Origin of the sequence: Rhizobium sp. Leaf341, from assembly GCF_001424325.1 — a bacterium.
Taxonomy (GTDB): Bacteria; Pseudomonadota; Alphaproteobacteria; order Rhizobiales; family Rhizobiaceae; genus Ferranicluibacter.
This window is the reverse complement of sequence record NZ_LMPE01000015.1, coordinates 51,503-73,616: the sequence shown is the minus strand read 5'-3', so window position 1 is coordinate 73,616 and position 22,114 is coordinate 51,503. Positions and strand designations below refer to the sequence as shown.

At 62.9% G+C, this 22,114-nt stretch carries 23 protein-coding genes, 1 tRNA gene, 1 pseudogene and 2 riboswitches; of the genes and pseudogenes, 14 read left to right on the top strand and 11 right to left on the bottom strand.

The genetic code is table 11. From position 1 onward, the window contains the following. Positions 1-43 precede the first annotated feature (43 nt). The 4 genes from ASG03_RS15265 to ASG03_RS15250 all read left to right on the top strand — a co-directional run bounded on the left by ASG03_RS15265 (position 44) and on the right by ASG03_RS15250 (position 4,151). The gene (locus tag ASG03_RS15265) at positions 44-1,285 is read left to right on the top strand and encodes a cysteine desulfurase (protein ID WP_062694329.1); all 1,242 of its coding nucleotides are present in this window, start codon (positions 44-46) and stop codon (positions 1,283-1,285) included. 10 nt (positions 1,286-1,295) lie between these two features. After that, the gene (locus ASG03_RS15260; RefSeq protein ID WP_062473587.1) at positions 1,296-1,688 is read left to right on the top strand and encodes an SUF system Fe-S cluster assembly protein; all 393 of its coding nucleotides are present in this window, start codon (positions 1,296-1,298) and stop codon (positions 1,686-1,688) included. Positions 1,689-1,762: 74 nt separating this feature from the next. Continuing rightward, entirely contained in the window at positions 1,763-2,155 is a 393-nt protein-coding gene (gene sufA / locus ASG03_RS15255) for a Fe-S cluster assembly scaffold SufA (RefSeq protein ID WP_062473576.1), read from the top strand. Positions 2,156-2,333: 178 nt separating this feature from the next. Further along, positions 2,334-4,151, top strand: coding sequence for a PAS domain S-box protein (locus ASG03_RS15250; RefSeq protein WP_062694327.1), 1,818 nt, complete (start codon positions 2,334-2,336; stop codon positions 4,149-4,151). 40 nt (positions 4,152-4,191) lie between these two features. Here the strand turns inward: ASG03_RS15250 and ASG03_RS15245 are convergent, their stop codons facing one another. The 4 genes from ASG03_RS15245 to gcvT all read right to left on the bottom strand — a co-directional run bounded on the left by ASG03_RS15245 (position 4,192) and on the right by gcvT (position 9,620). After that, on the bottom strand, positions 4,192-5,067 hold the full coding sequence (locus ASG03_RS15245; RefSeq protein WP_062694325.1) for a glycosyltransferase family 25 protein: 876 nt from the start codon (positions 5,065-5,067) through the stop codon (positions 4,192-4,194). A gap of 114 nt (positions 5,068-5,181) precedes the next feature. Then, positions 5,182-8,052 (bottom strand): aminomethyl-transferring glycine dehydrogenase, encoded by a 2,871-nt coding sequence (gene gcvP / locus ASG03_RS15240; protein WP_062695212.1) that lies wholly within the window; start codon positions 8,050-8,052, stop codon positions 5,182-5,184. A gap of 11 nt (positions 8,053-8,063) precedes the next feature. Further along, positions 8,064-8,426, bottom strand: a complete 363-nt coding sequence (gene gcvH / locus ASG03_RS15235; protein ID WP_062473564.1) for a glycine cleavage system protein GcvH — start codon at positions 8,424-8,426, stop codon at positions 8,064-8,066. 15 nt (positions 8,427-8,441) lie between these two features. Beyond that, the gene (gcvT, locus tag ASG03_RS15230; protein WP_062473561.1) at positions 8,442-9,620 is read right to left on the bottom strand and encodes a glycine cleavage system aminomethyltransferase GcvT; all 1,179 of its coding nucleotides are present in this window, start codon (positions 9,618-9,620) and stop codon (positions 8,442-8,444) included. 41 nt (positions 9,621-9,661) lie between these two features. Then, a riboswitch (glycine riboswitch) is annotated at positions 9,662-9,736 on the bottom strand. A gap of 3 nt (positions 9,737-9,739) precedes the next feature. Further along, a riboswitch (glycine riboswitch) is annotated at positions 9,740-9,824 on the bottom strand. 310 nt (positions 9,825-10,134) lie between these two features. Between gcvT and ASG03_RS15225 the strand changes: the two are divergent. Further along, positions 10,135-10,506: pseudogene (locus ASG03_RS15225) on the top strand (copper chaperone PCu(A)C); the annotation flags it as partial. A gap of 8 nt (positions 10,507-10,514) precedes the next feature. On the opposite strand, the gene ASG03_RS15220 reads toward ASG03_RS15225, so the two are convergent. Beyond that, positions 10,515-11,624 carry a mechanosensitive ion channel family protein gene (locus ASG03_RS15220; protein WP_244475283.1) on the bottom strand — a complete coding sequence of 370 codons (1,110 nt, stop codon included), beginning with the start codon at positions 11,622-11,624 and terminating at the stop codon, positions 10,515-10,517. 178 nt (positions 11,625-11,802) lie between these two features. Between ASG03_RS15220 and ASG03_RS15215 the strand changes: the two genes are divergently transcribed. After that, positions 11,803-12,831 (top strand): L,D-transpeptidase family protein, encoded by a 1,029-nt coding sequence (locus ASG03_RS15215; RefSeq protein WP_062473555.1) that lies wholly within the window; start codon positions 11,803-11,805, stop codon positions 12,829-12,831. Positions 12,832-12,993: 162 nt separating this feature from the next. On the opposite strand, the gene ASG03_RS15210 is transcribed toward ASG03_RS15215, so the two are convergent. Beyond that, complete coding sequence (locus ASG03_RS15210) at positions 12,994-13,173, bottom strand: YegP family protein (RefSeq protein WP_062474511.1); 180 nt, start codon at positions 13,171-13,173, stop codon at positions 12,994-12,996. Positions 13,174-13,441: 268 nt separating this feature from the next. Here ASG03_RS15210 and ASG03_RS15205 point away from each other — a divergent pair, with 268 nt between their 5' ends. Next, positions 13,442-13,801 carry a DUF4189 domain-containing protein gene (locus ASG03_RS15205; protein ID WP_062694323.1) on the top strand — a complete coding sequence of 120 codons (360 nt, stop codon included), beginning with the start codon at positions 13,442-13,444 and terminating at the stop codon, positions 13,799-13,801. A 661-nt stretch (positions 13,802-14,462) separates the two neighbouring features. On the opposite strand, the gene ASG03_RS21530 is transcribed toward ASG03_RS15205, so the two are convergent. The 3 genes from ASG03_RS21530 to ASG03_RS15195 form a co-directional block, all read right to left on the bottom strand. Next, the gene (locus ASG03_RS21530) at positions 14,463-14,603 is read right to left on the bottom strand and encodes a hypothetical protein (protein ID WP_156379737.1); all 141 of its coding nucleotides are present in this window, start codon (positions 14,601-14,603) and stop codon (positions 14,463-14,465) included. Between the two features lie 111 nt (positions 14,604-14,714). Further along, positions 14,715-14,921, bottom strand: a complete 207-nt coding sequence (locus ASG03_RS15200; RefSeq protein ID WP_156381849.1) for a hypothetical protein — start codon at positions 14,919-14,921, stop codon at positions 14,715-14,717. Between the two features lie 145 nt (positions 14,922-15,066). After that, on the bottom strand, positions 15,067-15,258 hold the full coding sequence (locus ASG03_RS15195; RefSeq protein WP_062473547.1) for a hypothetical protein: 192 nt from the start codon (positions 15,256-15,258) through the stop codon (positions 15,067-15,069). A 134-nt stretch (positions 15,259-15,392) separates the two neighbouring features. On the opposite strand from ASG03_RS15195, the gene ASG03_RS21525 reads away from it, so the two are divergent. The 3 genes from ASG03_RS21525 to ASG03_RS15185 are packed head-to-tail and all read left to right on the top strand — an operon-like array spanning position 15,393 to position 16,328. Beyond that, the gene (locus ASG03_RS21525) at positions 15,393-15,683 is read left to right on the top strand and encodes a hypothetical protein (protein ID WP_156381848.1); all 291 of its coding nucleotides are present in this window, start codon (positions 15,393-15,395) and stop codon (positions 15,681-15,683) included. 50 nt (positions 15,684-15,733) lie between these two features. After that, positions 15,734-16,009: a type II toxin-antitoxin system ParD family antitoxin gene (locus tag ASG03_RS15190; RefSeq protein WP_062694319.1), complete on the top strand. Its 276-nt coding sequence runs from the start codon at positions 15,734-15,736 to the stop codon at positions 16,007-16,009. After that, positions 15,999-16,328 (top strand): type II toxin-antitoxin system RelE/ParE family toxin, encoded by a 330-nt coding sequence (locus tag ASG03_RS15185; RefSeq protein ID WP_062694316.1) that lies wholly within the window; start codon positions 15,999-16,001, stop codon positions 16,326-16,328. The genes ASG03_RS15190 and ASG03_RS15185 overlap by 11 nt, the downstream gene beginning before the upstream one ends. A 244-nt stretch (positions 16,329-16,572) precedes the next feature. Here the strand turns inward: ASG03_RS15185 and ASG03_RS15180 are convergent. Then, positions 16,573-16,648 (bottom strand) — tRNA-Lys (locus tag ASG03_RS15180). Between the two features lie 267 nt (positions 16,649-16,915). On the opposite strand from ASG03_RS15180, the gene ASG03_RS15175 reads away from it, so the two are divergent. Both ASG03_RS15175 and ASG03_RS15170 read left to right on the top strand, forming a co-directional pair. Continuing rightward, the gene (locus ASG03_RS15175; RefSeq protein ID WP_162241399.1) at positions 16,916-17,734 is read left to right on the top strand and encodes a cytochrome c biogenesis CcdA family protein; all 819 of its coding nucleotides are present in this window, start codon (positions 16,916-16,918) and stop codon (positions 17,732-17,734) included. A 31-nt stretch (positions 17,735-17,765) separates the two neighbouring features. Further along, the gene (locus ASG03_RS15170; RefSeq protein ID WP_062694314.1) at positions 17,766-18,761 is read left to right on the top strand and encodes an AEC family transporter; all 996 of its coding nucleotides are present in this window, start codon (positions 17,766-17,768) and stop codon (positions 18,759-18,761) included. On the opposite strand, the gene ASG03_RS15165 is transcribed toward ASG03_RS15170, so the two are convergent. Then, entirely contained in the window at positions 18,729-19,931 is a 1,203-nt protein-coding gene (locus tag ASG03_RS15165) for a UbiH/UbiF family hydroxylase (RefSeq protein WP_062695208.1), read from the bottom strand. The two genes, ASG03_RS15170 and ASG03_RS15165, sit on opposite strands and share 33 nt — an antisense overlap. 435 nt (positions 19,932-20,366) lie before the next feature. On the opposite strand from ASG03_RS15165, the gene pcsA reads away from it, so the two are divergent. Further along, positions 20,367-21,092, top strand: coding sequence for a phosphatidylcholine synthase (gene pcsA, locus ASG03_RS15160; RefSeq protein WP_062473542.1), 726 nt, complete (start codon positions 20,367-20,369; stop codon positions 21,090-21,092). Positions 21,093-21,102: 10 nt separating this feature from the next. After that, positions 21,103-22,077: a quinone oxidoreductase family protein gene (locus ASG03_RS15155; RefSeq protein WP_062694312.1), complete on the top strand. Its 975-nt coding sequence runs from the start codon at positions 21,103-21,105 to the stop codon at positions 22,075-22,077. The last annotated feature ends 37 nt before the right edge of the window (positions 22,078-22,114 follow it).

Here is a 22,114-nt window from a genome sequence, read left to right as displayed (position 1 = left end):
GCATCGGGCCGGCGCTCGCACCGAGGCAGAAAGCAGAGGCAACATGGACCAGACGGTCTCCCCACAGGCATATGACGTCGAGCGGATACGACAGGATTTTCCGATCCTGTCGCGGACCGTCTACGGCAAGCCGCTCGTCTATCTCGACAATGGCGCGTCGGCCCAGAAGCCGCAGGTCGTCATCGATGCGATCAGCCACGCCTATGCCAACGAATATGCCAACGTCCATCGTGGCCTGCATTTCCTGTCGAATGCTGCGACCGATGCGTATGAACTGTCGCGCGAGAAGGTGCGCCGCTTCCTGAACGCGGCTTCGGTGGACGAGATCGTCTTCACCAAGTCCTCGACCGAGGCGATCAATACGGTCGCCTATGGCTGGGGCATGCCGAAGCTCGGTGCCGATGACGAGATCCTCATCTCGATCATGGAGCACCACTCCAACATCGTGCCCTGGCATTTCATTCGCGAACGGCAGGGCGCAAAGTTGGTCTGGGCGCCGGTGGACGATCAGGGTGCCTTTCATATCGATGACTTCGTGAAGTGCCTGACACCGAAGACGAAGCTGGTCGCGATCACGCACATGTCGAACGCGCTCGGCACAATCGTCGACGTCAAGGAGATCTGCCGCATCGCGCACGAGCGCGGCATTCCGGTTCTGGTCGATGGCAGCCAGGCGGCGGTGCATATGCCGGTCGACGTGCAGGACATCGACTGCGACTGGTACGTCATGACCGGTCACAAGCTCTATGGTCCGTCGGGGATCGGCGTGCTCTACGGCAAGAAGGATCGGCTGGCGGAGATGCGCCCGTTCATGGGCGGTGGTGAGATGATCATCGACGTCAGCGAGGACGCCATCAGCTACAACGAGCCGCCGCATCGTTTCGAGGCCGGGACGCCACCGATCGTGCAGGCGATCGGCCTCGGGGTTGCGCTCGACTATATGGACGGCGTCGGACGCGACAGGATCGCGCAGCACGAAGCCGGTCTGGCCGCCTACGCGGCAGAGCGGCTCCAGTCGGTCAACGCTTTGCGCGTCATCGGACAGGCGCCGGGCAAGGGCGGGATCTTCTCGTTCGAGATCGAGGGCGTTCATGCCCACGACATCTCGACGGTGATCGATCGCTCCGGGGTCGCTGTGCGGGCCGGCACGCATTGCGCCATGCCGCTGCTCAAGCGGTTCGGGGTGACGTCCACCTGCCGGGCGTCGTTCGGGCTTTACAATACGCGCGCCGAAGTTGACGTGCTGGTCGCCGCGCTGGAAAAAGCGCAGACATTCTTTGCGTGAGGATACGAGCATGACAGCTGAAACCCAGGCCGAATCTGCCGGCGAGACACAGGACGCCCGCGACGGGATCGTTCAGTCCGCCATTCCGCCGGAGGAACTGGCGCGCCTTTCGGACGACGTGATCTCGGCACTGAAGACGGTCTATGACCCCGAAATTCCGGCCGACATCTACGAACTCGGGCTGATCTACAAGATCGACATCGAGGATGACCGCATGGTCAAGATCGCCATGACGCTGACGGCGCCCGGTTGCCCGGTGGCCGGTGAAATGCCGGGTTGGGTCGAGAACGCCGTCGGCGCGGTCGAAGGCGTGTCGGGCGTCGAGGTCTCGATGACCTTCGACCCGCCGTGGACGCCCGACCGGATGTCCGAAGAGGCGCAGGTCGCTGTCGGCTGGTATTGATCGCCGGGCAAGAGGGTCTTACATTCACATGCGAAGCACTGGGCCTTGAACCCGGATGTTGCAGGGAGATTTCCATGGGTTTTGCGGTCATGAGCCTGTCCGACGCGGCTGCGCAGCGCGTCAACGCCATCGTTGAACATGCGGGTGGCGAGACGAAGGGCATCCGGCTCTCCATCAAGAAGGGCGGATGCGCCGGCATGGAGTATGCCGTCGATCTCGTCACCGAACCCAATGCCAAAGACGATCTGATCGAGCATGCCGGCGCTCGGGTCTGGGTCGCACCGGAAGCGGTCCTGTATCTGCTCGGCACGCGCATGGACTTCGAAGTCACGAAGATGCGCTCGGGTTTCACCTTCAACAATCCGAACCAGACCTCGGCCTGCGGCTGCGGCGAATCGGTCGAGTTGAAGCCCGCGGATCTGGCAGCGCTCGCCGCCAAAGGCGATGCCGTCGTGCGGGTCGGCTAAAGCGCTGCCATAAGGCGGTCGGACGGGTCTGGAACAGAAGAGTGACGCGGTCTGCGTCACGTCTCTGGGATGTTCTGGCGTCTGCGGCAGAATGACGTATCATGCCGACCGACTTCAACCGGCAGGGCGTTGTCGCTCCGATCAGGCGCCTTGCCCCGACACGCTGCAGAGGCCCGCTTTGCCGATCCCGGACCGGACGATTCTCCAGGCGCTCTACGATGCTCTTCCCGATGCCGTCGTCGTCACAGATCTTCAGGGGCTGATCCAGTCAGCCAACCCGGCATGCGCGACCGTCTTCGGCTATGACCCCGTTTCCCTGATCGGTCAGCCCTTTTCCCTTCTGGTCGACGGCGCTGGCGAAGCGCACGCGACTGTCGATCAATCAGGCCCCGTTCTCTACAGGCGCGCGGATGGCGCGTCTTTTTCCGGCATGACGCGGACGCTCGCCGTGCATGGCGAGGCAGGGGGCGACACATATGTCCTTCGGGTCGTTTCGATCCGCCACCGGCCCGACGTCCCGGAGATCGCCTCGTCCTCGCGAGCAGTCGATACCGCGCTTGACGTGATCGCCGAAGGCATCGCCATCTACGACCGGGACGAACGTCTGCTTCTCTGCAACAGGGCTTATCGTGCGCTCTTCGGCCCGGTCGGAGACCGCTTGCGGATCGGCATGTCAGTAGTCGAGATCGCGGCCAGTTTCCTGTCTGCCGACGGGATGGCGCCCGCACCCCCGGGATCTCCGGAAGCGGAAGCGTGGGTGACACGGCAGCTCGACTTCTTCCGACGGGCCGATGGCCGCGCCGAGATCATCTCCTATGGCAATGGCCGCTGGTTGAGGGCCGAAAACACGCTGATGGCCGACGGCAATACGGTCGTGATCCGCGTCGACGTGACCGATCTCAAGCGTGTCGAAATGGCCCTGGAGCGTCAGCGCCAGGATTACGCGACTCTCGTCGAAACCATACCCGATCTCATCACCCGGCTCTCGCCGGATCTGGTCTATACCTTCGTCAACCAGCGGTTCGCAGCTTTTATCGGCCTGTCTCCGGACGCTGTCGTCGGGCGAAAGGTCGGCGATTTCATCGATCGCGAGGATCCGTTGACAGCCACACTTCGCAGCCTGACGCCGGATGCCCCGGCAACGATGCGTGAGCAACGCCGGATCACGGCTGGTGGCGCGGAGGTCTGGATCCAGTGGTCGAACCTGGCCGTTTTCGAGGGCGAAGAACTGGTCGAATATGTCACCGTGGGCCGGGACATTACCGAGATCAAGCAGCAGCAGATCCGGATTGCCGAGCAGAGTTTCGAGCTCCAGCGCAAGAACGACGCGCTTGGACAGTTCACGAGCAGCGTGTCCCACGATCTCAAGGCGCCGATGCGGCAAATCTCCATGTTCGCCGAGATGATCTCCGACGACATCGCAACGAACGATCTCGGCAACGTTTCATCCTACGCGGCGAAGCTTCATGAAAAGTCGCGACGCCTGATCCAGCTGGTCGACAGTCTGCTCGACTATGCGCGGATCGCCGACAGGATCGCGAGCCCCCAGCGTGTCCAGCTGCGCGAGGTCGTGGAAGACGCGCTCGGCAACCTTCAGGCGCACATCGACGAGAGCGGCGCGCGCGTTGTCGTCGAGCACCTCCCGGATGTGATCGGCGATCAGGAACTTCTGAAGCGGCTGTTCCAGAACATCATCGGGAATGCCATCAAGTATCGCCGGACAGGCGTGGCGCCGGAGCTGACGATCAACGGGTGGCGGGAAGGGAGCTTCGTCCACATCGCCTTCCCCGACAACGGCGTCGGGATCGACCCTCGTCACGCCGACCGGATCTTCGATATCTTCCAGCGACTTCATCGCAACGAGGATCTCTATCCCGGAACCGGCGTCGGCTTGTCGCTCGCCCGCCGGATCGCCGAAAGTCACGGCGGAACGATCGTTCTCGACCCTCATTACCGGGCCGGCGCCCGGTTCATCGTCAGCCTGCCTGCCGCCTGACACATACGCGCCAGGCAGCAATCTTAGGGGACGGCACGGCTTACCGTGTTGCTTTCGCGGGGTCGGCGGGCGCGCCCGCTGTCTCCATCTCGAGCGGCGTCTCCGCGGTTCGGCAATGGGCCGGGACGATGTGCGGGACGTGATCGAGCCGCAGGCGGACATACCGCACGGCCGATGGTATCGTTTTCGGCAAGGCCGCCAGCTGCTGGATCAGCCGCATTGCCTCCCGCCTGATCTTCGACGAGGGCGCGAGCCGTGTCGTGGGCCGGATGCCGTCTCTGATCGTGCTACCAAGAGCGCTGGCCCATGTCGGCAAAAGCCGGCCTTGTTTCACAAGGGCAGGGACCATCTGGTGCACCTTCATGTAGCGCATCACCGGGAAGGACGGATCGAACAGGAAGTGATCGATCTGGCACGGCACGCGGCTTTCTGCAAGGGCGAGCAGCTGGATGGCGCCATCCTTCGTCAGGAGATAGCCCGCGCTGCCCAGATGCAGGCTCGACAACCGATGGTGTCGGTATCCTTCAGCGAGGGTGAAACTGTGGCGGGACAGAAGCACGGGCTGGCCGTGCGACTCGATCTTCACGAGATCGGCCATTGTCGTGTGGATGTTTCCGGTCGACAGGAGCGCTCCGGCTCCCTCCGCCAGGACGATGTCGTCTTCGAAGATCGCGACCACGGGATCCGAGCCATCCGCGACGAGACGCCAGCATGCGCGATGACTGAGGAAGCAGGCGACCTCGGCGTCGGTCAGGGGTTTCCATCCGCGTCGGAGGCTCGGCAGGGCGACGGCGGGCAAGCGATTTGCATCGACGGCCGACACGCGCTCGGGGACAAGACCCTGACGCTCGAATTCCGCGAGGACATGCTGCCAACGCTCGGGAGAGCGATCCAGATTGATAATTAAGCATCTCATGATGGACCGTCCTAGCGCAAGTTGCGGCGGGACGGTAGCCATGTCTGGACGAAACAGGTTGTTCTCGTCCAAAAAAAGCGCGGCGCCGCTGCGGAAAGCGACGCCGCGGCAGTTCTACTCGGCTGCTTCTGCGTAGTCCTCGAGGGGCGGGCAGGTGCAGATCAGATTGCGGTCGCCATAGACGTTGTCGACGCGATTGACGGGCGACCAGTATTTGTCCACCCGGAAGGCGCCCGGCGGGAAGCAGGCCTGTTCGCGCGAATAGGGACGATCCCATTCGCCGACGAGGTCTTCGACCGTATGCGGGGCATTCTTCAGCGGGTTGTTGGTCCGGTCAAGACGGCCATCCTCGACGGCGCGCGCTTCCTCGCGGATGGCGAGCATCGCATCGCAGAAACGATCGATCTCTGCCTTGGTCTCCGACTCCGTCGGCTCGACCATCAGCGTGCCAGCGACTGGCCAGCTCATCGTCGGGGCATGGAAGCCGCAGTCGATGAGACGCTTGGCGACATCGTCGACGGTCACGCCGGCGCTGTCGGCCAGCGGGCGCGTGTCGATGATGCATTCATGGGCGACCCGCCCCTTGGCCGACTTGTAGAGCACGTCATAGGCGCCCTTCAGCCGTGCGGCGATGTAGTTGGCGTTGAGGATGGCGACCTTGGTCGCCTGCGTCAGGCCTTCGCCGCCCATCATCAGGCAGTAGCTCCAGGAAATCGGCAGGATCGATGCCGAGCCGAACGGCGCGGCGGACACGGCGCCCGTTCCGGCGCTCTCCGGGTTGGACGGATCGCGCGGAAGATAGGGCGCGAGATGCGCCTTCACGCCGATCGGCCCCATGCCCGGACCACCGCCGCCATGCGGAATGCAGAAGGTCTTGTGAAGATTGAGGTGGCTGACGTCGGAGCCGATATCGCCCGGACGCGAAAGGCCGACCATCGCGTTCATGTTGGCGCCATCCAGATAGACCTGGCCTCCATGCCGGTGGACGATTTCGCAGACCTCGCGAACGCTTTCCTCGAACACGCCATGGGTCGACGGGTAGGTGATCATGCAGCAGGAGAGAGTATCCGCATACTGCTCTGCTTTTGCACGAAAATCCTCCATGTCGATATCGCCGTTCGCACTGACCTTGACGACCACGACCTTCATGCCGACCATCTGTGCGGAGGCCGGATTGGTGCCGTGAGCGGAGGTTGGGATGAGGCAGATGTCGCGGTGTCCCTCGTTGTTGGCGAGATGATAGGCGCGGATCGTCAGCAGGCCGGCATATTCCCCTTGCGCGCCGGAATTCGGCTGCATGGAAATGGCGTCATATCCTGTGACGGCGCAGAGCTTCTGGGAAAGATCGTCGATCATCGCCTTGTAGCCGAGAGCCTGATCGGCGGGAACGAACGGATGGATCTCGGCGAACTCCGGCCAAGTGATCGGCAGCATTTCGGCCGTGGCATTCAGCTTCATCGTGCAGGAGCCGAGCGGGATCATCGCTCGGTCGAGCGCGAGGTCGCGATCCGAAAGCCGGCGGATGTAGCGGGTCATTTCGCTTTCCGCGCGGTTCATGTGGAAGATCGGATGCGTGAGGTAGGCACTGCGGCGCAGCAGTGCCGACGGCAGGCGGTAGTCCGGCTCGAACGTGGATACTTCAAAATCGCCGCCGAAGGCGCGCCAGACCGACTGGAGCGTGATCGGACGGGACCGCTCGTCAAGACTGATCCCGATGCGGGTCTCGCCGATCTTGCGCAGGTTCACACCTTCCGCGACGGCTGCCTTCATGATGACGGACTGAAGTTTTCCGACCTCGACGGTAAGGGTGTCGAAGAAGGTTTCCGGCTCGACCGTATAGCCGAGCGCCTCGAGGCCCTTGGCGAGACGCACCGTCTTCTGGTGGATGCTCTGGGCGATCGCCTTGATGCCTTCCGGACCATGGAAGACGGCATACATCGACGCCATCACGGCCAGGAGCACCTGCGCGGTGCAGATGTTCGACGTCGCCTTCTCGCGCCGGATATGCTGCTCGCGCGTCTGGAGCGACAGGCGATAGGCGCGATTGCCGCGGCTGTCGACCGAAACGCCGACGAGCCGGCCGGGCATGGACCGCTTGTGCGTGTCCTTGACGGCCATATAGGCTGCGTGCGGGCCGCCATAGCCGACGGGCACGCCGAAGCGCTGCGTCGAGCCGATGGCGATGTCGGCACCCATTTCACCGGGCGACTTCAGGAGCGCGAGGGCCATTGGATCGGCGGCGACCACGGCAATCGCCCCCGTCTGGTGAAGGCGCGCGATCAGACCGGTGAAGTCGCTGACGTGACCGTAGGTCCCGGGATACTGGAAGATCGCACCGAACACGTCGGCCGACTGCAGATCCTCGAAGGGATTGCCGACGAGAATCGTCCAGCCAAGCGGTTCCGCCCGGGTCTGCAGGAGCGCGATGGTCTGCGGGTGGCAGTTTTCATCGACAAAGAACGTCTTCTGCTTGGACTTCGAGACGCGTTCGGCCATGGCCATGGCTTCGGCCGCAGCCGTCGCCTCGTCCAACAGCGAGGAGTTGGCGACGTCGAGACCCGTGAGATCGCAGACCATGGTCTGGTAATTCAGGAGCGCTTCAAGCCGACCTTGGCTGATCTCCGGCTGATAGGGCGTGTAGGCCGTGTACCAGGCCGGGTTTTCCAGGATGTTGCGCTGCACGACCGGAGGGGTAATCGTGCCGTAATATCCCTGTCCGATCAGCGACACGAGCGGCTTGTTCATGTTCGCCGTTTCGCGCAGCGTGTCGAGCGCCTCGCGTTCGGTCAGCGCCGCACCCCAGGCGAGCGGCGTCTTCTGGCGAATGGACGCCGGGACGGTGTCGTCGATCAGGGCGTCGAGCGAGGGATAGCCGATCACCTTGAGCATCGCGTCCATTTCGGACGGCGAGGGGCCGATATGGCGGCGATTGGCAAAGTCGTAGGGCTGATAGTCCGTGAAGGTGAAATCAGCCGGCGTGCTCACGGGCGTCGTCATCAGGCAATCAGCTCCTTATAGGCATCCTCGTCGAGCAGCGCGTTGGCGGCCGAGGGATCGGAGAGTTTCAGCTTGAAGAACCAGCCGGCCCCCTGCGGGTCGCCGTTCACGAGCGCGGGATCCTCGACAATGGCCGGATTGGTCTCGACGATCTCGCCGTCGAGCGGACAATAGACATCCGAGGCGGCCTTGACGGACTCGACCGTGGCCGCGCTCTCGCCCTTCGTCAGCGCCGTGCCGTCTTCGGGAAGCTCCACGAAAACGAGGTCGCCCAGTTGATCGGCGGCGTGCTTGGTGATGCCGACCGTTGCGATGTCGCCATCGATCTGCAGCCATTCATGTTCGTCGGTGAATTTCAGCATGGAATTGGCTCCTGATCAGCGCTTGTAGGTGGGGGTGATGAAAGGAAGGGCGCAAACGGTCATGGCGATAAACTTGCCGCGCAGTTCCGCAAAGACGGTGGTACCCGGTGCTGCACGCCCGGTTTCGACATAACCCATGGCGACGGGATGGCCGACGGTCGGGCCGAAACTGCCGGACGTGACCTTGCCGATCTCGGTCGTGCCGGTCGCATCCGTATAGAGCGTCGCGCCGCCGCGGACCGGTGCCTTGCCGTCGGGCTTCAGACCGACGCGCCGCCGCGCGGCACCATTGGTCAGCGCATCGAGGATCGTGCCGGCGCCAGGAAAGCCGCCGCACCGGGCGCCCCCCATCCGCCGCGATTTCTGCATCGCCCATTCAAGGGCACCCTCGACCGGATTGGTGCTCGTATCGATGTCGTTGCCATAAAGGCAAAGGCCGGCTTCGAGCCGCAGCGAGTCTCGGGCCCCGAGACCGATCGGCAGCACGTCGGGATGATCGAGCAGACGGCGGGCGATATCCTCGGCCTTGTCGGCGGGAATGGAGATCTCGAAGCCATCTTCCCCGGTATATCCGGAGCGGGAAATGATGCAGGGAACATCATGGATCAGGGCTTCCGCGACGTCCATGAAGCGCATGCCCGCCACATCGGCCCAGAGCTCCGCCAGCACGTCTTCCGCACGCGGGCCCTGCAGCGCCAGAAGCGCGCGGTCCTCGAGCAAAGTCAGGGCGAAACGATCGCCGAGATGCGCCTTCAGATGGGCAAAATCAGCATCCTTGCAGGCTGCGTTGACGACGATCAGGAAGCGGCCGGGAAGCCGGGCGATCATCAGGTCATCGAGAATGCCGCCCGTCTCGTCGGTGAAGAGCGCGTAGCGCTGTCGGCCCTCGGCGATTCCGAGGACATCGACGGGAACAAGGCTCTCCAGAGCCCGTGCCGCATCCTCCAGCGTCCCGGAGGCGGCGCGCAGCTCGACCTGGCCCATATGCGACACGTCGAACAGGCCGGCGGCGGCGCGGGTATGAAGGTGCTCCTTCAGAACGCCGGCGGGATATTGTACCGGCATGTCGTAGCCAGCGAAGGGCACCATGCGGGCGCCCAGTTCCAGATGCAGGGCGTGCAAGGGCGTCTGCTTCAATGCGGCGTCGTTCAAGGCTGTGTGATCGTCCAAATCCGGTCTCCAGGTTGGCGACATGCGCCGGCTCGCGTCAACGCGCACGGAATCGTGCCGTCGATTGAGCCCCCTCTGTTCCTGTGCCTGAGATTGTTATCCCTTCGGCGAGCGAAATGCTTCTCTCCAGAGTCCTGCCGGCATCCTGCTGGTTCGTGGGCCTGAGAGTTTCCGGGGCGGTTGCTCCTTCGGCACCAGCGCGAAGCTGGATTCTCCCAACAAGATCGCCCTCAGATAAGAAGGATCGCCCATCCTTGGCAAGCGGAAAATGTCGCAGGGACCAAGATTTTCGTCGCCACTGGTATGGTCGCGCGGACGGCTCTGCGGATGGTGCGAGCACTCTCTGCCGCCTTGCTTTATGGAGGGGTCGCTGTAGGAATGCGTCTGGCTCATCTGGCCGCATGCTGCCCACGGAGATCACGATATGCCTTCGGTAAAGACGTTTCTCGCTGCCCTGACGCTGGCCCTGCCATCTCTCCTCGCCGTGATGCCTGCGCTGGCCACCGAGAGCGCCGTTCCCGGCAGCCAGGTCGTGAGCGGAGCCCTGACGCTGTCGGGCGGCGGCGCCAAGCCGATGCCACCCGGGGCGAAGGTCGGTGGTGGGGGATTGACCATCGGCAATGCCGGGCCGTCCGACGACCGGCTGGTCTCTGTCGAAAGCCCGGCCGCCGGACGCGTCGAACTGCACGAAATGACGATGGAAAACGACGTGATGCGCATGCGCAAGCTCGACGGCATACCTGTGCCCGCGGGGCAGACGGTGACGCTGGCCGGCAACGGGCTGCATCTGATGTTCATGGATGTCGTTAAGCCGTTTCGCCAGGGCGACGCGATCCCTTTGACGCTGCATTTTCAGAACGCCGGAGCGGTCGCCTACACGCTGCCGGTGGGCACGCTCGCCGCGCAATAGCTAGCGTGTCACGCGTGCGCACGCCGGGGCGTCGTCACGGCGATGCTTCCGACGGGTTCCGCTGTCCGCAATTCCGCGCGCAGGTGCGGAAGCGCGTTCGGATAGGTCTCGGCGATGAACCCGATCATCTTCTCGCGCATCTCGCAACGGAGATCGAAGGTGCGGGCAGCATTGGCAGCAGAGCAGAGAATGCGGATTTCCACCGTCTCGGGCTTTAGGTCCGTCACGGCGATGTTGATGACCTGACCGTCCCACAGGGCGGAGGCCTTCGCGATCTTCTCCGCCTCCCTGCGGATCGCATCGACCGGAACGCTGTAGTCGAGATAGAGCATCACGGTGCCGATCAGGGCGGCGGTTTCACGCGTCCAGTTCTGGAAAGGCTTCTCGATGAAATAGCTGAGCGGCAGCACGAGCCGGCGCCAGTCCCAGATCTTGACGACGACATAGGTCGCGGTGATCTCTTCCACATTGCCCCATTCGCCTTCGATCAGAAGCGCATCATCGAGGCGGATGGGCTGGGTGATCGCCAGTTGGATGCCTGCAAACAGGTTCTTCAGGACCGGCTGGAGGGCCAGACCGAGCACGATGCCGGCGACCCCAGCGGAGGCCAGGAGGCTCACCCCGTATTGCTGCACGGCGGGGAACGTCATGAGGCAGGCGGCCACGCCGAGAATGATGATAATGGAGCCGGCAATGCGCTCCATGATGCGCGATTGTGTGACGTGCTTGCGCGCCAGAAGATTGTCCTCGGCATCCAGCTTGAAGCGGCGCAGATAGACGGTGGTCCAGATGTGCAGGGTGACCTTCGCGATCCATGCGCAATCCAGGATGAACCCAAGGAGAAGAATGTGATGCAGCGTGCCGGCCTGATTGTCTCTCAGCGGCGCGATGGAAACGCCGAACGAGAGCGCGACCATGATGGCGAGCAGGCGCATCGGACGCTCCGTTCGCGCGACCAGCGACCGCCAGAACAGGTCGTATTTCGCGGCGATGCGTGTCGCGATGTCGAACAGAACCCGATGGGAGAAGAGGCCGATACCGAACAACAGCGCCAAAAGGACGATGCTGACGGCCCAGGCAGGCACCCAGCGGAGAGATTGGTCAAGCCATGTGATCATTTCGCTCATGGCGCAAGGGTAGTGTGCACTGCAGCATTTGGAAGGGTCGGACAGCTTATTGTGATCGCGCTCATCCGTTCGGGTTCAGGAAAGCTTAACCTTGTAGAGCCAGTGTTCGACGTCCGCTCATGTGTGGACGCGACACAACTTTGTCGCGATTGCCATCGATAGAGGCCGCATGCCCACATTTCCGACCCTGAAAGCCCTCCGCAAGGCCTCTATCCTGACCGCCGTCTCGGTTGCCCTGGGCGTGGCGCTCAGCGGCTGCATGGCGCTGGACATCACCGAAGCGCCGCCGAAGCTCTCCTCGAAAATGCTGGCCGAGATGAGCCGCAAGGGCATGAAGGCGGAAAGCCCCGTTCTCGTGCGGATCTTCAAGCAGGAAAGCGAACTGGAGATCTGGAAGGTCGATCGCAGCGGCAAATATGCGCTCCTGAAGACCTATCCGATCTGTCGCTGGTCGGGCGACCTTGGCCCGAAGCGGAAATCGGGCGACCGGCATGCGCCGGAAGGATTCTATCATGTCACGAAAGGCATGCTCAATCCGAACTCGCAGTTCTACGTCTCGTTCAATCTCGGCTACCCCAATCAGCTTGAAAGCGCGCTCGGCTATACCGGGGAGGCCCTGATGGTGCACGGCGCCTGCTCGTCGTCGGGCTGCTACGCCATGACCGATCAGGGCATCGGCGAAATCTACGCCGTCGTCGCAGAGGCGCTCGATAGCGGGCAGGCGAGTTTCCAGGTTCAGGCCTATCCGTTCCGGATGACGGCTGCCAACATGGCGGCGCATCGCGGCGATGCGAACCTCGCTTTCTGGCGCGTTCTCAAAGAGGGCTACGACGCCTTCGAGGTTACGCGTCGGCAACCGAAGGTCTCGGCCTGCGGCGGTCGCTACGTGTTCGACAAGGCGTTCGTCGAGGGCGAGCCGTCCGACCCGCTGGCGCCGTGCCCCGAGGCGACACCCGGCATCGAACCGCAGGCTCTGGCGAAGATCGCGCAGGAGAGCCGCGCGATCGATGCGTTGATCGGCGGACCGGTTCCCGTCAGCGCGTCCATGAGCGCCTATGTCGACGGCGGCATGCATCCGGTCTTTCGCACGCTTCTGAAGCAGGCCGGCGCGAAGGGCATGGCAGCGAAGGTCTCCGGAACGAAGTATCCGATCAGCCGTCCGGAAGCGGCGCTTGCCGATCCCTTCGCAGGAAAGTAGCCGTCGGACAGGAGACGTCGGACAGAAGAGCGGCCGGCGCGGATGCGCGCCGACCGCTCTGTTCGGATCGGGCTATCCGGCTGCGGCTGACGCTCGCAGGCGCGCGTCGGAGCCGTGATCGGACACCCTGATGATCAGCGCACGATCATCACGCCGTGGCGATCAGACCGGCGTACACGTCATGCCGTTGCGCCGCGCGTTTGCGATGCAATCCGACTTGTTGACATAGCTTTCACTCGACTGTCCGACGATTGCGCCGTTTCGCGCCTTCCGCCTCCAGCGCCAGCCGTTCGACGCATAGATCTCCCACGTGTCGCCGTTCGCGTCCTTGCATTCTGCCATTGTCATCTCCCATTTCGTGACGACGACGTTCTATGTAATCTACGGCTTCTCTACTACCAATTTGCCGCATCTTCAGATTGCATTCGCAAGACGATATGCGCGTTAACCAAGCGGATTAGGCATCACGCCATTTAAATGCGAAGGCCGCCGGGCGGACCGATTGTCGTCGGTTCTCTTGTCTTGTAGCCTGTTCAAGGAGGCCTTGCCGTTGCGGCGAGGAGGATGGACGAACGTTTGAAGGTTCGTCCTCAATTGTCTGGGGGGACACATGAAAACGTTCGTACGCACAGCGCTTATCACGCTCACTCTGCTCGCCGGTCCGGTCACGTCCGCCTTCGCTTTCGGGGCGATCGCCGTCAACGACTCGCAGGGCACGGCAGCCAGTGAAGCGGGCTATGGCATGGGATGGGGAAGTTCGCGCCAGGAAGCCGAGCGCAACGCGGTGCGGGAATGCAAATCGGCCGGCAATGACGACTGCACGGTGGCCGTCTGGTTCGAGCGCTGCGGTGCCTATGCGGGCGACCGGGTCAACTACGGCATCGGATATGGATCGACTCTGAAAGCTGCCGAAAAAATGGCGACGGCCGACTGCCCGAATTGTCAGATTATCGTTTCGGATTGCCAGTAGTCCTGCACGGACAACCACGCTGGATGGGCAACAGCCTTCATATTGCCGGAGGCCGAGGCGCTCTCTCCCCAACCGTCGAGAGGGATCAGAGACGGTGAACGGTCTCGATGTTTGCTCGGGGCGCAGCTGTGCCCCGATGCGGGACGAGGACAATCGTCAGAACGGTCGCAACGAGGCATGCAATCAGGATCACGCCCAAGGGCAGGGAGGTTGGTTTCATCGTCGCAGTCCACTCGGTCGATTGAAGGCACCGCAGAAATGACAGGAGTCGCGGTGCTCTTCAAGCTATTGCACATATACGCACCATCGGATTCGAAAATCGGTGTGACGCGACCACCAGTGTGCCCTGAAAAACTGTCCGCAAGCTGTCCTGCGATCGGCAGCGTTGCCGTGCGCGAACCAAGCGAGCGGACCGCGCATCCAAATGACGAACTTTCGAGAGGAATGTCTTGCGTAAGCAAGATATGATCATACATCAGTCCTGGAAAGGATGGCCCGCCATGTATGATTTCATGATGAAGGAGTTGATTCTTGTGATCGCCGCCCTGTGCGCCGTGTCATTCCTGATGTTTTTCGCGCTCTCGCTCGGCGCTTAAGGGCAATTCGCAAGCGGTCGTCGCCGCGACGTGTCGAGCCTGCGACGCGAGGCGGGATTTCAAACTCAGAATACGAACAGGCCGATCACCATCGCGATGGGAACGGGAACGCCCACCACCCAGACCAGCAGTTCGCGCATCATGAAGGCATGATAGTCGTCGCGTTCTACGGCTTTCCGACCATTCCTTTTCCACGTGTCAAGCATCGCACATCTCCGTCAGAGCCGCTTTCGCCGCTTCAACTAGGGTGATGCAATTTCGTTCCGCAGCCGAAACCCGGTGACGCGTGGCTGCCATTACCTGCTTGTCAGTCGGTCTCAGGTCTCACGCGATGTCCGCCCGGACGAGTTCACGGCATCATCGCCGGCTTCATCGCCGCGTTCGTCCTTGGCGTCCTGATCCCCCGAGTCCGCACGTTCGGGGTTCTCGACGCCGTCTCGTTTTGAGGCGTTGGTTGCCTGCGAGTGATCCTGCTCAGCGGCCTGATCGACGGGACGAAAATCGCCGTTCTCGCCGCCGGCCATCGGGATTTTCCGAAACTCGATCATACTGCGCGCTCCTATTCCTTCAGGTGCGGCGGAAACGGCTCTGCGAAGGAAAATGTTCCTTATGTCACCAATGACGGGCGCCTTCAGCGCGGCCGTGCGCAAAAGCTGTCGGGCGATGGGATCAGGCGCGATCGACGGGCATCGCCGCATAAAAATCGAGTTCCAGACTCTGCTGCGCCCGTGCCCGCGTAAGCAGCGCCATGAGAACGGCCGAGATGCTCTCGATCCTCTGGGCGTCCGATCCTCCTTCGGTCGCCTTGAGTATTTCTATGGTTTCGTCGATCCACTCGATCTCGGACGTCTGCTCGCGCATTTGCTCCCCCAGGTTGCCGAAGCTCTATAGATCGTTTTCGAGCCGACGGGAATTGGCTCGGCAAAAAATGTCTGCGCAGAACGTTCGAATCTCCTGTCCGAAAGAGGCTGGCGGCGTTGTGGGGAAGGTTCACCATGCGGCACGCCCTTCGCGAACGGTCCAACCCGCAGTTGACAAGGGATATTCCTGGTCAGTCGCCGCTCGATGCCATGCCGTATCGCATCGTCGCCGGTGCCATGGGAGCGACGCGCCTGTGTTTGCCGACGGCAAACGAGGCGGGCAATCCCTGGCGCGCAGGCACTCAAACTTGGACCTACAGACCGAAGGTTCTGGAGCAAACGCTCACGGCGCCGATTTCTCACGATCAGCCAATGATGGACCCAGCAAGCTTGGTTGAGCGCAGAAAAGACGCGCTACCCGTATGATGACACTGTCATACTTTGTGCTATAAAGGGGGAAGACGAGGACCCTTAACATGCGTGCCAGTAAACCGATCACCGTCAGCCTCGGCAAGCAACAGGCCAGTATCGATACGCGGGTCGCCTCCGGCGCCTATGAGTCTGCCAGCGAGGTGGTGCGAGCGGCTCTCCGCGCGCTCGACCGCGAAGAACAAGCTCTGGACGCGATACTGCGTGCCAAAGTCCAAGAATCGATTGACGATCCGCGCCCCAGTCTTCCGGCAGAGGATGTATTCGCGGAACTGCAGCATTTCCATGCGGAACGGGTGAAAGCGCACAAGCGTGGCGCCTAAGGTCGTTTTTCGTCCTACCGCCAGCGCCGATCTTAAAAGCCTTTATCTCTATATCGCCGAGCAGGCGGGCAACGAGCGCGCAGGCGCATACCTTGGCCGTCTTGAGGCCGCCTGTATGTCGCTTCGGACTTTCCCCGAACGGGGCACCTTGCGTGACCATGTCCTTCCCGGGCTACGGATTATCGGGTTTGAACGGAGTGCGTCCATTGCGTTCCGTGTTATCGACAACACGGACACGGTGGAGATCCTTCGAATCTTTCGACGCGGACAGGACATTCCAGCCGCGTGGTCCAAAAAGCGAGACGTTGGTCAACGGTGAAAATACTTCGATTTGGGTGTGCTCGCCGCATATCCATGGCCGAGGACGTTCGCAAGGAACACCTTGATTCGACCCATCGATCAAGAAAAGCGCTTTACCGGGTTCCGGGCAATCAGAGTGTCCAGCGCACTCGGCTTGTTTGAAGGGTCGTGCTGAAAGTTTCTGATGCCAGTTCCGCTGCTGCAGCCGTGTTGCAAGACTGGGACGTTGGGTATCTCATTCCCGCGACGTCATTGAAGGAAAGTGGTGAGCGCGCAGGGATTCGAACCCTGGACCTACAGATTAAAAGTCCGTTGCTCTACCAACTGAGCTACGCGCTCCCGCGCCGGGCGGCGGGCCGCCTGGCGAAAGTTGGCGGAGATATGCATAGGCGCGCCGTCGCGGTCAACCCAAAAATCCGTCGTCCTCCGATTTCCCCGTGCCTCGAATGCTGTCTGCCGTGGCGGTCGTACCCCGACATCGAGGATCCCCGCGGCAGATCCGGGACCGCCGCCATCGACGTCTGCCGGCGAATGGCGTGGTCGCCGACCTGCGGCGTCAGGCACCATTGCTGGCGGCGGCATCGCGCGATAACACAGGCGCGACGCGTGTCGTGGAACCGGGGTCCGCAGCAGCGCGACGCCGATCACCGCGACCCTATGGTTTCGAAGGACGTGCTTGTGTCGATTGCCGATATCTCGATCTGGACCGCGGTGCTGGCGGGAGCCCTGTCGTTCCTGTCGCCCTGCGTGCTGCCGCTCGTACCACCCTATCTCTGCTACATGGCGGGCGTTTCCGTCGATCAGTTCCGCGCCCGCGACGGGCAGCCGGCCGTCATGACGCGCCGGGCCGTGCTTCCCTCGGCCCTTCTGTTCACGCTCGGATTTTCCACCGTCTTCATCGCCCTGGGGATCGGTGCATCGTCGGTCGGGCTGCTTCTGCGCCAGCATATGGACCTGCTGTCGCGGATCGGCGGCATCGTCGTCATCATCATGGGGCTGCATTTCCTCGGAGTGCTGCGGATCGGGCTTCTCGGGCGCGAGGCGCGCTTCCAGGGCGGGGGCAAGCCGGCGACGCTGTCAGGCGCCTATATCATGGGCCTCGCGTTCGGCTTCGGCTGGACGCCCTGCATCGGCCCCGTGCTGGGGACGATCCTCGGTGTCGCCGCATCGCGCGACACGGTGTCGGAAGGCGCCGGGTTGCTCGCCGTCTATTCCCTCGGCCTCGCCATTCCCTTCTGGATCGCCGCTGCGTTCTCGGGGGCATTCATGGGGTTCCTGTCGCGCTTTCGCCGACATCTCGGCCTTGTCGAGAAGATCATGGGCGCGCTTCTCATCGTGACCGGCCTTGCGTTTCTGTTCGGGCTGGTCAGCACGGTCTCCATCTGGTTTCAGCAGACGTTTCCCGTGCTGATGCAGATCGGCTGAGAGAGATGCCGTCTGCCGTCGGGATCATGCCATGAGCGATATCTTCAGCCTGGTCGCACCGTTCTTCGGTCTCATTCTGCTCGGCTACGGCGCCGCCTATCTCCTCGGCCGGCGAACGACAGGTCCGGCCGAGGCGGTGAAGCCGGGTCTCGAGGGTATGGCATGGCTGAACGCCTACATCCTCTATCTTGCTTTGCCCTCCCTCTTCTTCACGCTGATTTCTCGCACGCCGATCCAGGAGCTGACGCGGTTCGATTTCATTCTCACCGACGTCGCCGCGACCTATTCGATCTTCACGTTGCTCTTCGTCGTCGCGCGCTTCGTGCGCCGGACGTCTCTGGCGGAAGCGACCGTGCAGGGGCTCGCCGGCGCCTATGGCAATATCGGCTATATGGGGCCGGGGCTGGCCCTGATGGCGCTCGGGGAGCGGGCGGCGGTGCCCGTGGCGTTGATTTTCTCGGTCGAGAACGTCGCGCACTTCATCACGGCGCCGGCGATGATGGCGATTGCCGGAAGCGAAAAGCAGACCGCGGCGAGGCTTGCACTGTCCGTCGTGCGCAAGATCCTGCTGCACCCGTTCATCCTGGCAACGGCCATCGGCGTCGCAGCCGCCGCCTTCCAGCTCCAGCCACCGGTCGCGATCCGGCGGCTGATCGAGGCGCTGGCGCCGACGGCTGCGCCCTGTGCGCTGTTTGCGATGGGCGTGACCCTCGGGCTGCGGCCGCTGAGGCGCGTGCCGGTGGAACTGACCTATATCGTCCCAGTGAAGCTCCTGCTGCATCCGGCCGTCATGTATCTCGGCATGAGCGCCGCCGGCCATTTCGAGCCCGTCTGGGTGCAGGCCGCCGTTCTGCTCGCCGCATTGCCCACGGCAACCAACGTCTTCGTGATCGCCGAACAGTATGGCGTCTGGCAGGAGCGGGCTTCCGCGGCCATCCTCATCACCACCGCGCTGTCGATGCTGAGCGTCACCGGCCTGCTTTATCTGATCGGATCAGGCGGAGTGCCGGCCGATCTTTTCCCGTAGGCCGCCAAGGACCGACCGGATCGCGCTGCCGGGCCGCAACCCCTCCTGCATGACCAGACTGCGCAGGGCTCCGGCCGACGACAGGGCCTGGAGCCCCCCGGTTCGCACCATCTGGACCGGCAGGAAGCCCGTGAGCAGGGAGCGGTTCAAAAGATCCACGCTGACCGTCCGGCTCAGAATGTCGGCGCGGCGACGGCGGTCGTAGCGATCGCCGATATCCGCGGCGATCGACGGCGCGTCCGCCAGCATGGACACCAGCGCCATGACGTCGCGCAGGCTGAGGTTCAGACCCTGTGCGCCGATGGGCGGAAAGGCGTGTGCGGCCTCTCCGACGAGAATGATGCGTCCTTTGCCGAATCGGGTTGCGGCCATGCCGGAAAGCGGGAAGGCCTGCGGCTCGCTGTCCACGGTCACCTTGCCCAGCATGGATTGCATGCGCTGCTCCACGGCCAGCGACAGGGCGGCGGCATCTCGGGTCACCATCTCGGCAGCCTGCGCGGGGGTCATGACCCAGACGAGGCTGGAGCGATGGCCCGGCAACGGAACCTGGGTGAACGGGCCCTGCTGCGTATGAAATTCGGTCGAGACATTTTCGTGGGAGCGCTCATGCGCGAAATTGAGGACGACGGCCGTCTGGGGATAGCTCCAGGTGCGCGTCTCGATGCCGCGGGCTTCACGAACGAGCGAGCGGCGTCCGTCGGCGCCGATCACCAGCGAGGCCGTGACCGCGCGGCCCTCCGTCAGCGTGAGCGTGCAGGCGGCCGGGTGCTCCTCGAGGCTTTCCAGCCGTGCATCGATGCGGGAAATGGATGGCGAATCGGCGAAGCGCGCGTTGAGCACTTCAAGAAGCGGCGCGTTGGGAAGATTGTAGCCGAATGCCTCCAGCCCGATCTCCGCTGCGCGGAAGGTAACGACGGGTGCACGGAGCAGGCGATCGGTCCCGTCGATGATGCGCAGCGTGGCCAGCGGCGCTCCAAGGGCTGCGACCTCGTTCCCGAGGTCAAGCTTTCCGAGAAAGCCGATCGCCTCGTCCATCAAGGCCGTCGTGCGCCGATCCGACGGGGCAGGTGGCGCGATCAGGGCCACGCTGCGCCCGTCGCGCGACAGGGCGATCGCGGCCAGCGCTCCGGCAAGGCCTGCGCCGATGATGGCGATATCGTAATGATCCATGATCCGGTCCCTTTCTTTCGCCTTGGCCCCGCCGCCTGTCCCCGCCATGCCCTGTGCGGCCATCCGTCCCGGCCTGTTCCGGGCCATTGCGCGATCGATCGCCGAAGGCCAGCTGGTAGCGATCGTCAGGGCGTTGCGCTGCCGATGCCGCGCCCCGACAGGTCGCGTCGACCGTCTCCCACGCTCACATCTAGCGCCGAGCTTGGGCTTTTGGAATGGTCACCATTGCCGCAGGGGATGCCTACGTCCACAACGGATTACGCTTGACGCTTTGCAATCGCTTGTTTTTGCTGGCAGGGCGGGGCAAACGATGCATAGTACGGGCATGCCGGCAGCGACCAGGTCGCGGCGGAGGAGGTGGTGTGGCATGACCTTTCCGTGTTTCGGGTGCCCCACCGAGTTTACGCTTAGCGTCAGCACAGGATGCGTCTGCCGATGAAGTTCTTCAATTACAAGCCGGTCCCCTATGCCGAGATCCGGGCTTTTTCGGTCCATGTTCTCACGGCGTCCGGTTCGTTCCTGGCATTTCTCGGCGTGGTCGCCGCGGCGGAGCACCGCTTCGTCGACATGTTCTGGTGGTTGGGCCTGGCGCTTGCGGTCGACGGCATCGACGGGCCGATCGCGCGCAAGGTGCGCGTCAAGGAGGTCCTGCCGAACTGGTCGGGCGATACGCTCGACAACGTCATCGACTACGTCACTTATGTCTTGTTGCCGGCGTTCGCGCTCTATCAGAGCGGCATGATCGGCGAACCCTGGTCCTTTTTCGCGGCCGGCGCGATCGTCATGTCCAGCGCCATCTACTATGCCGATATGGGCATGAAGACCGACGAGTATTTCTTCTCCGGTTTTCCGGTCGTCTGGAACATGGTCGTGTTCACGCTTTTCGTCGTCAAGGCGAGCGAGCTTGCTGCATCCATCGTCGTCTTCGTGTCGGTGTTCCTGACCTTCATGCCGATCAGCTTCCTTCATCCGGTGCGCGTGCGGCGGCTCCGCCCGCTCAATCTTGCGGTCTTCACGGCCTGGTCGGTGCTCAGCGCCTATGCGCTGCTGATGCATTTCGAGACGCCCGCCTGGGTCGTATGGGGTGTGGTCGCCACGGGCGTCTATCTCTATGTCATCGGGTTCATCCTGCAGATCTTTCCCAACCTCGGACGCGAATAGGAACAGGCTTATGGCAAGAGCAATCATGATCCGCGAGCTTGGCGGCCCCGATGTCCTGAAGATGGAAGGCGTGACCGTTCCGCCACCCTCGCGCGGGGAGGTCCAGATCCGCCAGGAAGCGATCGGCGTGAACTTCATCGACGTGTACTTCCGCACGGGCCTCTACAAGGCTGCGAGCCTGCCCTTCATTCCGGGCAAGGAAGGGGCAGGGATCGTTACGGCCGTCGGCGACGGCGTCGCGCTGTTTTCTCCGGGCGACCGCGTTGCCTATGCGGGCGCCGACGGCGCCTATGCGAGCGAGCGCAATATCGACGAGCAGCAGCTGATCAAGGTCCCGGACGATATTCCGCTGGAAACGGCCGCTGCCATGATGCTCAAGGGCATGACGGCGCAGTATCTTCTGAACCAGACGTTTCCTGTCGGGCCGGATACGGTTCTCCTGTTTCATGCCGCCGCGGGCGGCGTCGGGCAGATCGCGGGGCAGTGGGCCAAGGCTCTCGGGGCGACGGTGATCGGCACGGCCGGATCGCCGGAGAAGATCGCGATGGCGTTGGAGCACGGCTACGATCATGTGATCGACTATCGGACCGACGATTTCGTGGCGCGGGTCAAGGACATCACGCACGGCAAGGGCGTCGATGTCGTTTACGATTCCGTCGGCAAGGATACCTATCCGGCGTCGCTCGACTGCCTGAAGCCGCGGGGTCTCTGGGTCAGTTTCGGCAATTCGTCGGGCGCGGTCGAGGCCTTCAACATCGGCATTCTCTCGCAGAAGGGATCGCTGTTCGCCACCCGTCCGACGCTCTACTCCTATACCTCGACACGCCCGCAGCTCGAGGCATGTGCAAACTCGTTGTTTGATGTTGTGCGCAGCGGCAAAGTGCGTATCAATATCAACCAGACGTATGCTCTCGACGATGCCGGCAAGGCGCATGCGGATCTGGAAGCCCGGAAGACGAGCGGAACAACTTTGCTGATCCCCTGAGAAGCCGAAACGGCGCCTGGGCATCTGCGGCATATAA

Excerpts from the sequence above, each read along its gene's own strand:
- ASG03_RS15265 (WP_062694329.1), top strand. The coding sequence starts at position 44 with ATGGACCAGACGGTCTCCCCACAGGCATATGACGTCGAGCGGATACGA.
- gcvT (WP_062473561.1), bottom strand. The coding sequence starts at position 9,620 with ATGTCGCCAACCTGGAGACCGGATTTGGACGATCACACAGCCTTGAAC.
- ASG03_RS15190 (WP_062694319.1), top strand. The coding sequence starts at position 15,734 with ATGCGTGCCAGTAAACCGATCACCGTCAGCCTCGGCAAGCAACAGGCC.
- ASG03_RS15220 (WP_244475283.1), bottom strand. The coding sequence starts at position 11,624 with ATGATCACATGGCTTGACCAATCTCTCCGCTGGGTGCCTGCCTGGGCC.
- ASG03_RS15170 (WP_062694314.1), top strand. The coding sequence starts at position 17,766 with ATGAGCGATATCTTCAGCCTGGTCGCACCGTTCTTCGGTCTCATTCTG.
- ASG03_RS15165 (WP_062695208.1), bottom strand. The coding sequence starts at position 19,931 with ATGGATCATTACGATATCGCCATCATCGGCGCAGGCCTTGCCGGAGCG.
- ASG03_RS15245 (WP_062694325.1), bottom strand. The coding sequence starts at position 5,067 with ATGAGATGCTTAATTATCAATCTGGATCGCTCTCCCGAGCGTTGGCAG.
- sufA (WP_062473576.1), top strand. The coding sequence starts at position 1,763 with ATGGGTTTTGCGGTCATGAGCCTGTCCGACGCGGCTGCGCAGCGCGTC.
- ASG03_RS15205 (WP_062694323.1), top strand. The coding sequence starts at position 13,442 with ATGAAAACGTTCGTACGCACAGCGCTTATCACGCTCACTCTGCTCGCC.
- ASG03_RS15155 (WP_062694312.1), top strand. The coding sequence starts at position 21,103 with ATGGCAAGAGCAATCATGATCCGCGAGCTTGGCGGCCCCGATGTCCTG.
- ASG03_RS21530 (WP_156379737.1), bottom strand. The coding sequence starts at position 14,603 with ATGCTTGACACGTGGAAAAGGAATGGTCGGAAAGCCGTAGAACGCGAC.
- gcvH (WP_062473564.1), bottom strand. The coding sequence starts at position 8,426 with ATGCTGAAATTCACCGACGAACATGAATGGCTGCAGATCGATGGCGAC.
- ASG03_RS15200 (WP_156381849.1), bottom strand. The coding sequence starts at position 14,921 with ATGGCCGGCGGCGAGAACGGCGATTTTCGTCCCGTCGATCAGGCCGCT.
- ASG03_RS15215 (WP_062473555.1), top strand. The coding sequence starts at position 11,803 with ATGCCCACATTTCCGACCCTGAAAGCCCTCCGCAAGGCCTCTATCCTG.
- ASG03_RS15195 (WP_062473547.1), bottom strand. The coding sequence starts at position 15,258 with ATGCGCGAGCAGACGTCCGAGATCGAGTGGATCGACGAAACCATAGAA.
- ASG03_RS15260 (WP_062473587.1), top strand. The coding sequence starts at position 1,296 with ATGACAGCTGAAACCCAGGCCGAATCTGCCGGCGAGACACAGGACGCC.
- ASG03_RS15210 (WP_062474511.1), bottom strand. The coding sequence starts at position 13,173 with ATGGCAGAATGCAAGGACGCGAACGGCGACACGTGGGAGATCTATGCG.
- pcsA (WP_062473542.1), top strand. The coding sequence starts at position 20,367 with ATGAAGTTCTTCAATTACAAGCCGGTCCCCTATGCCGAGATCCGGGCT.
- ASG03_RS21525 (WP_156381848.1), top strand. The coding sequence starts at position 15,393 with ATGCGGCACGCCCTTCGCGAACGGTCCAACCCGCAGTTGACAAGGGAT.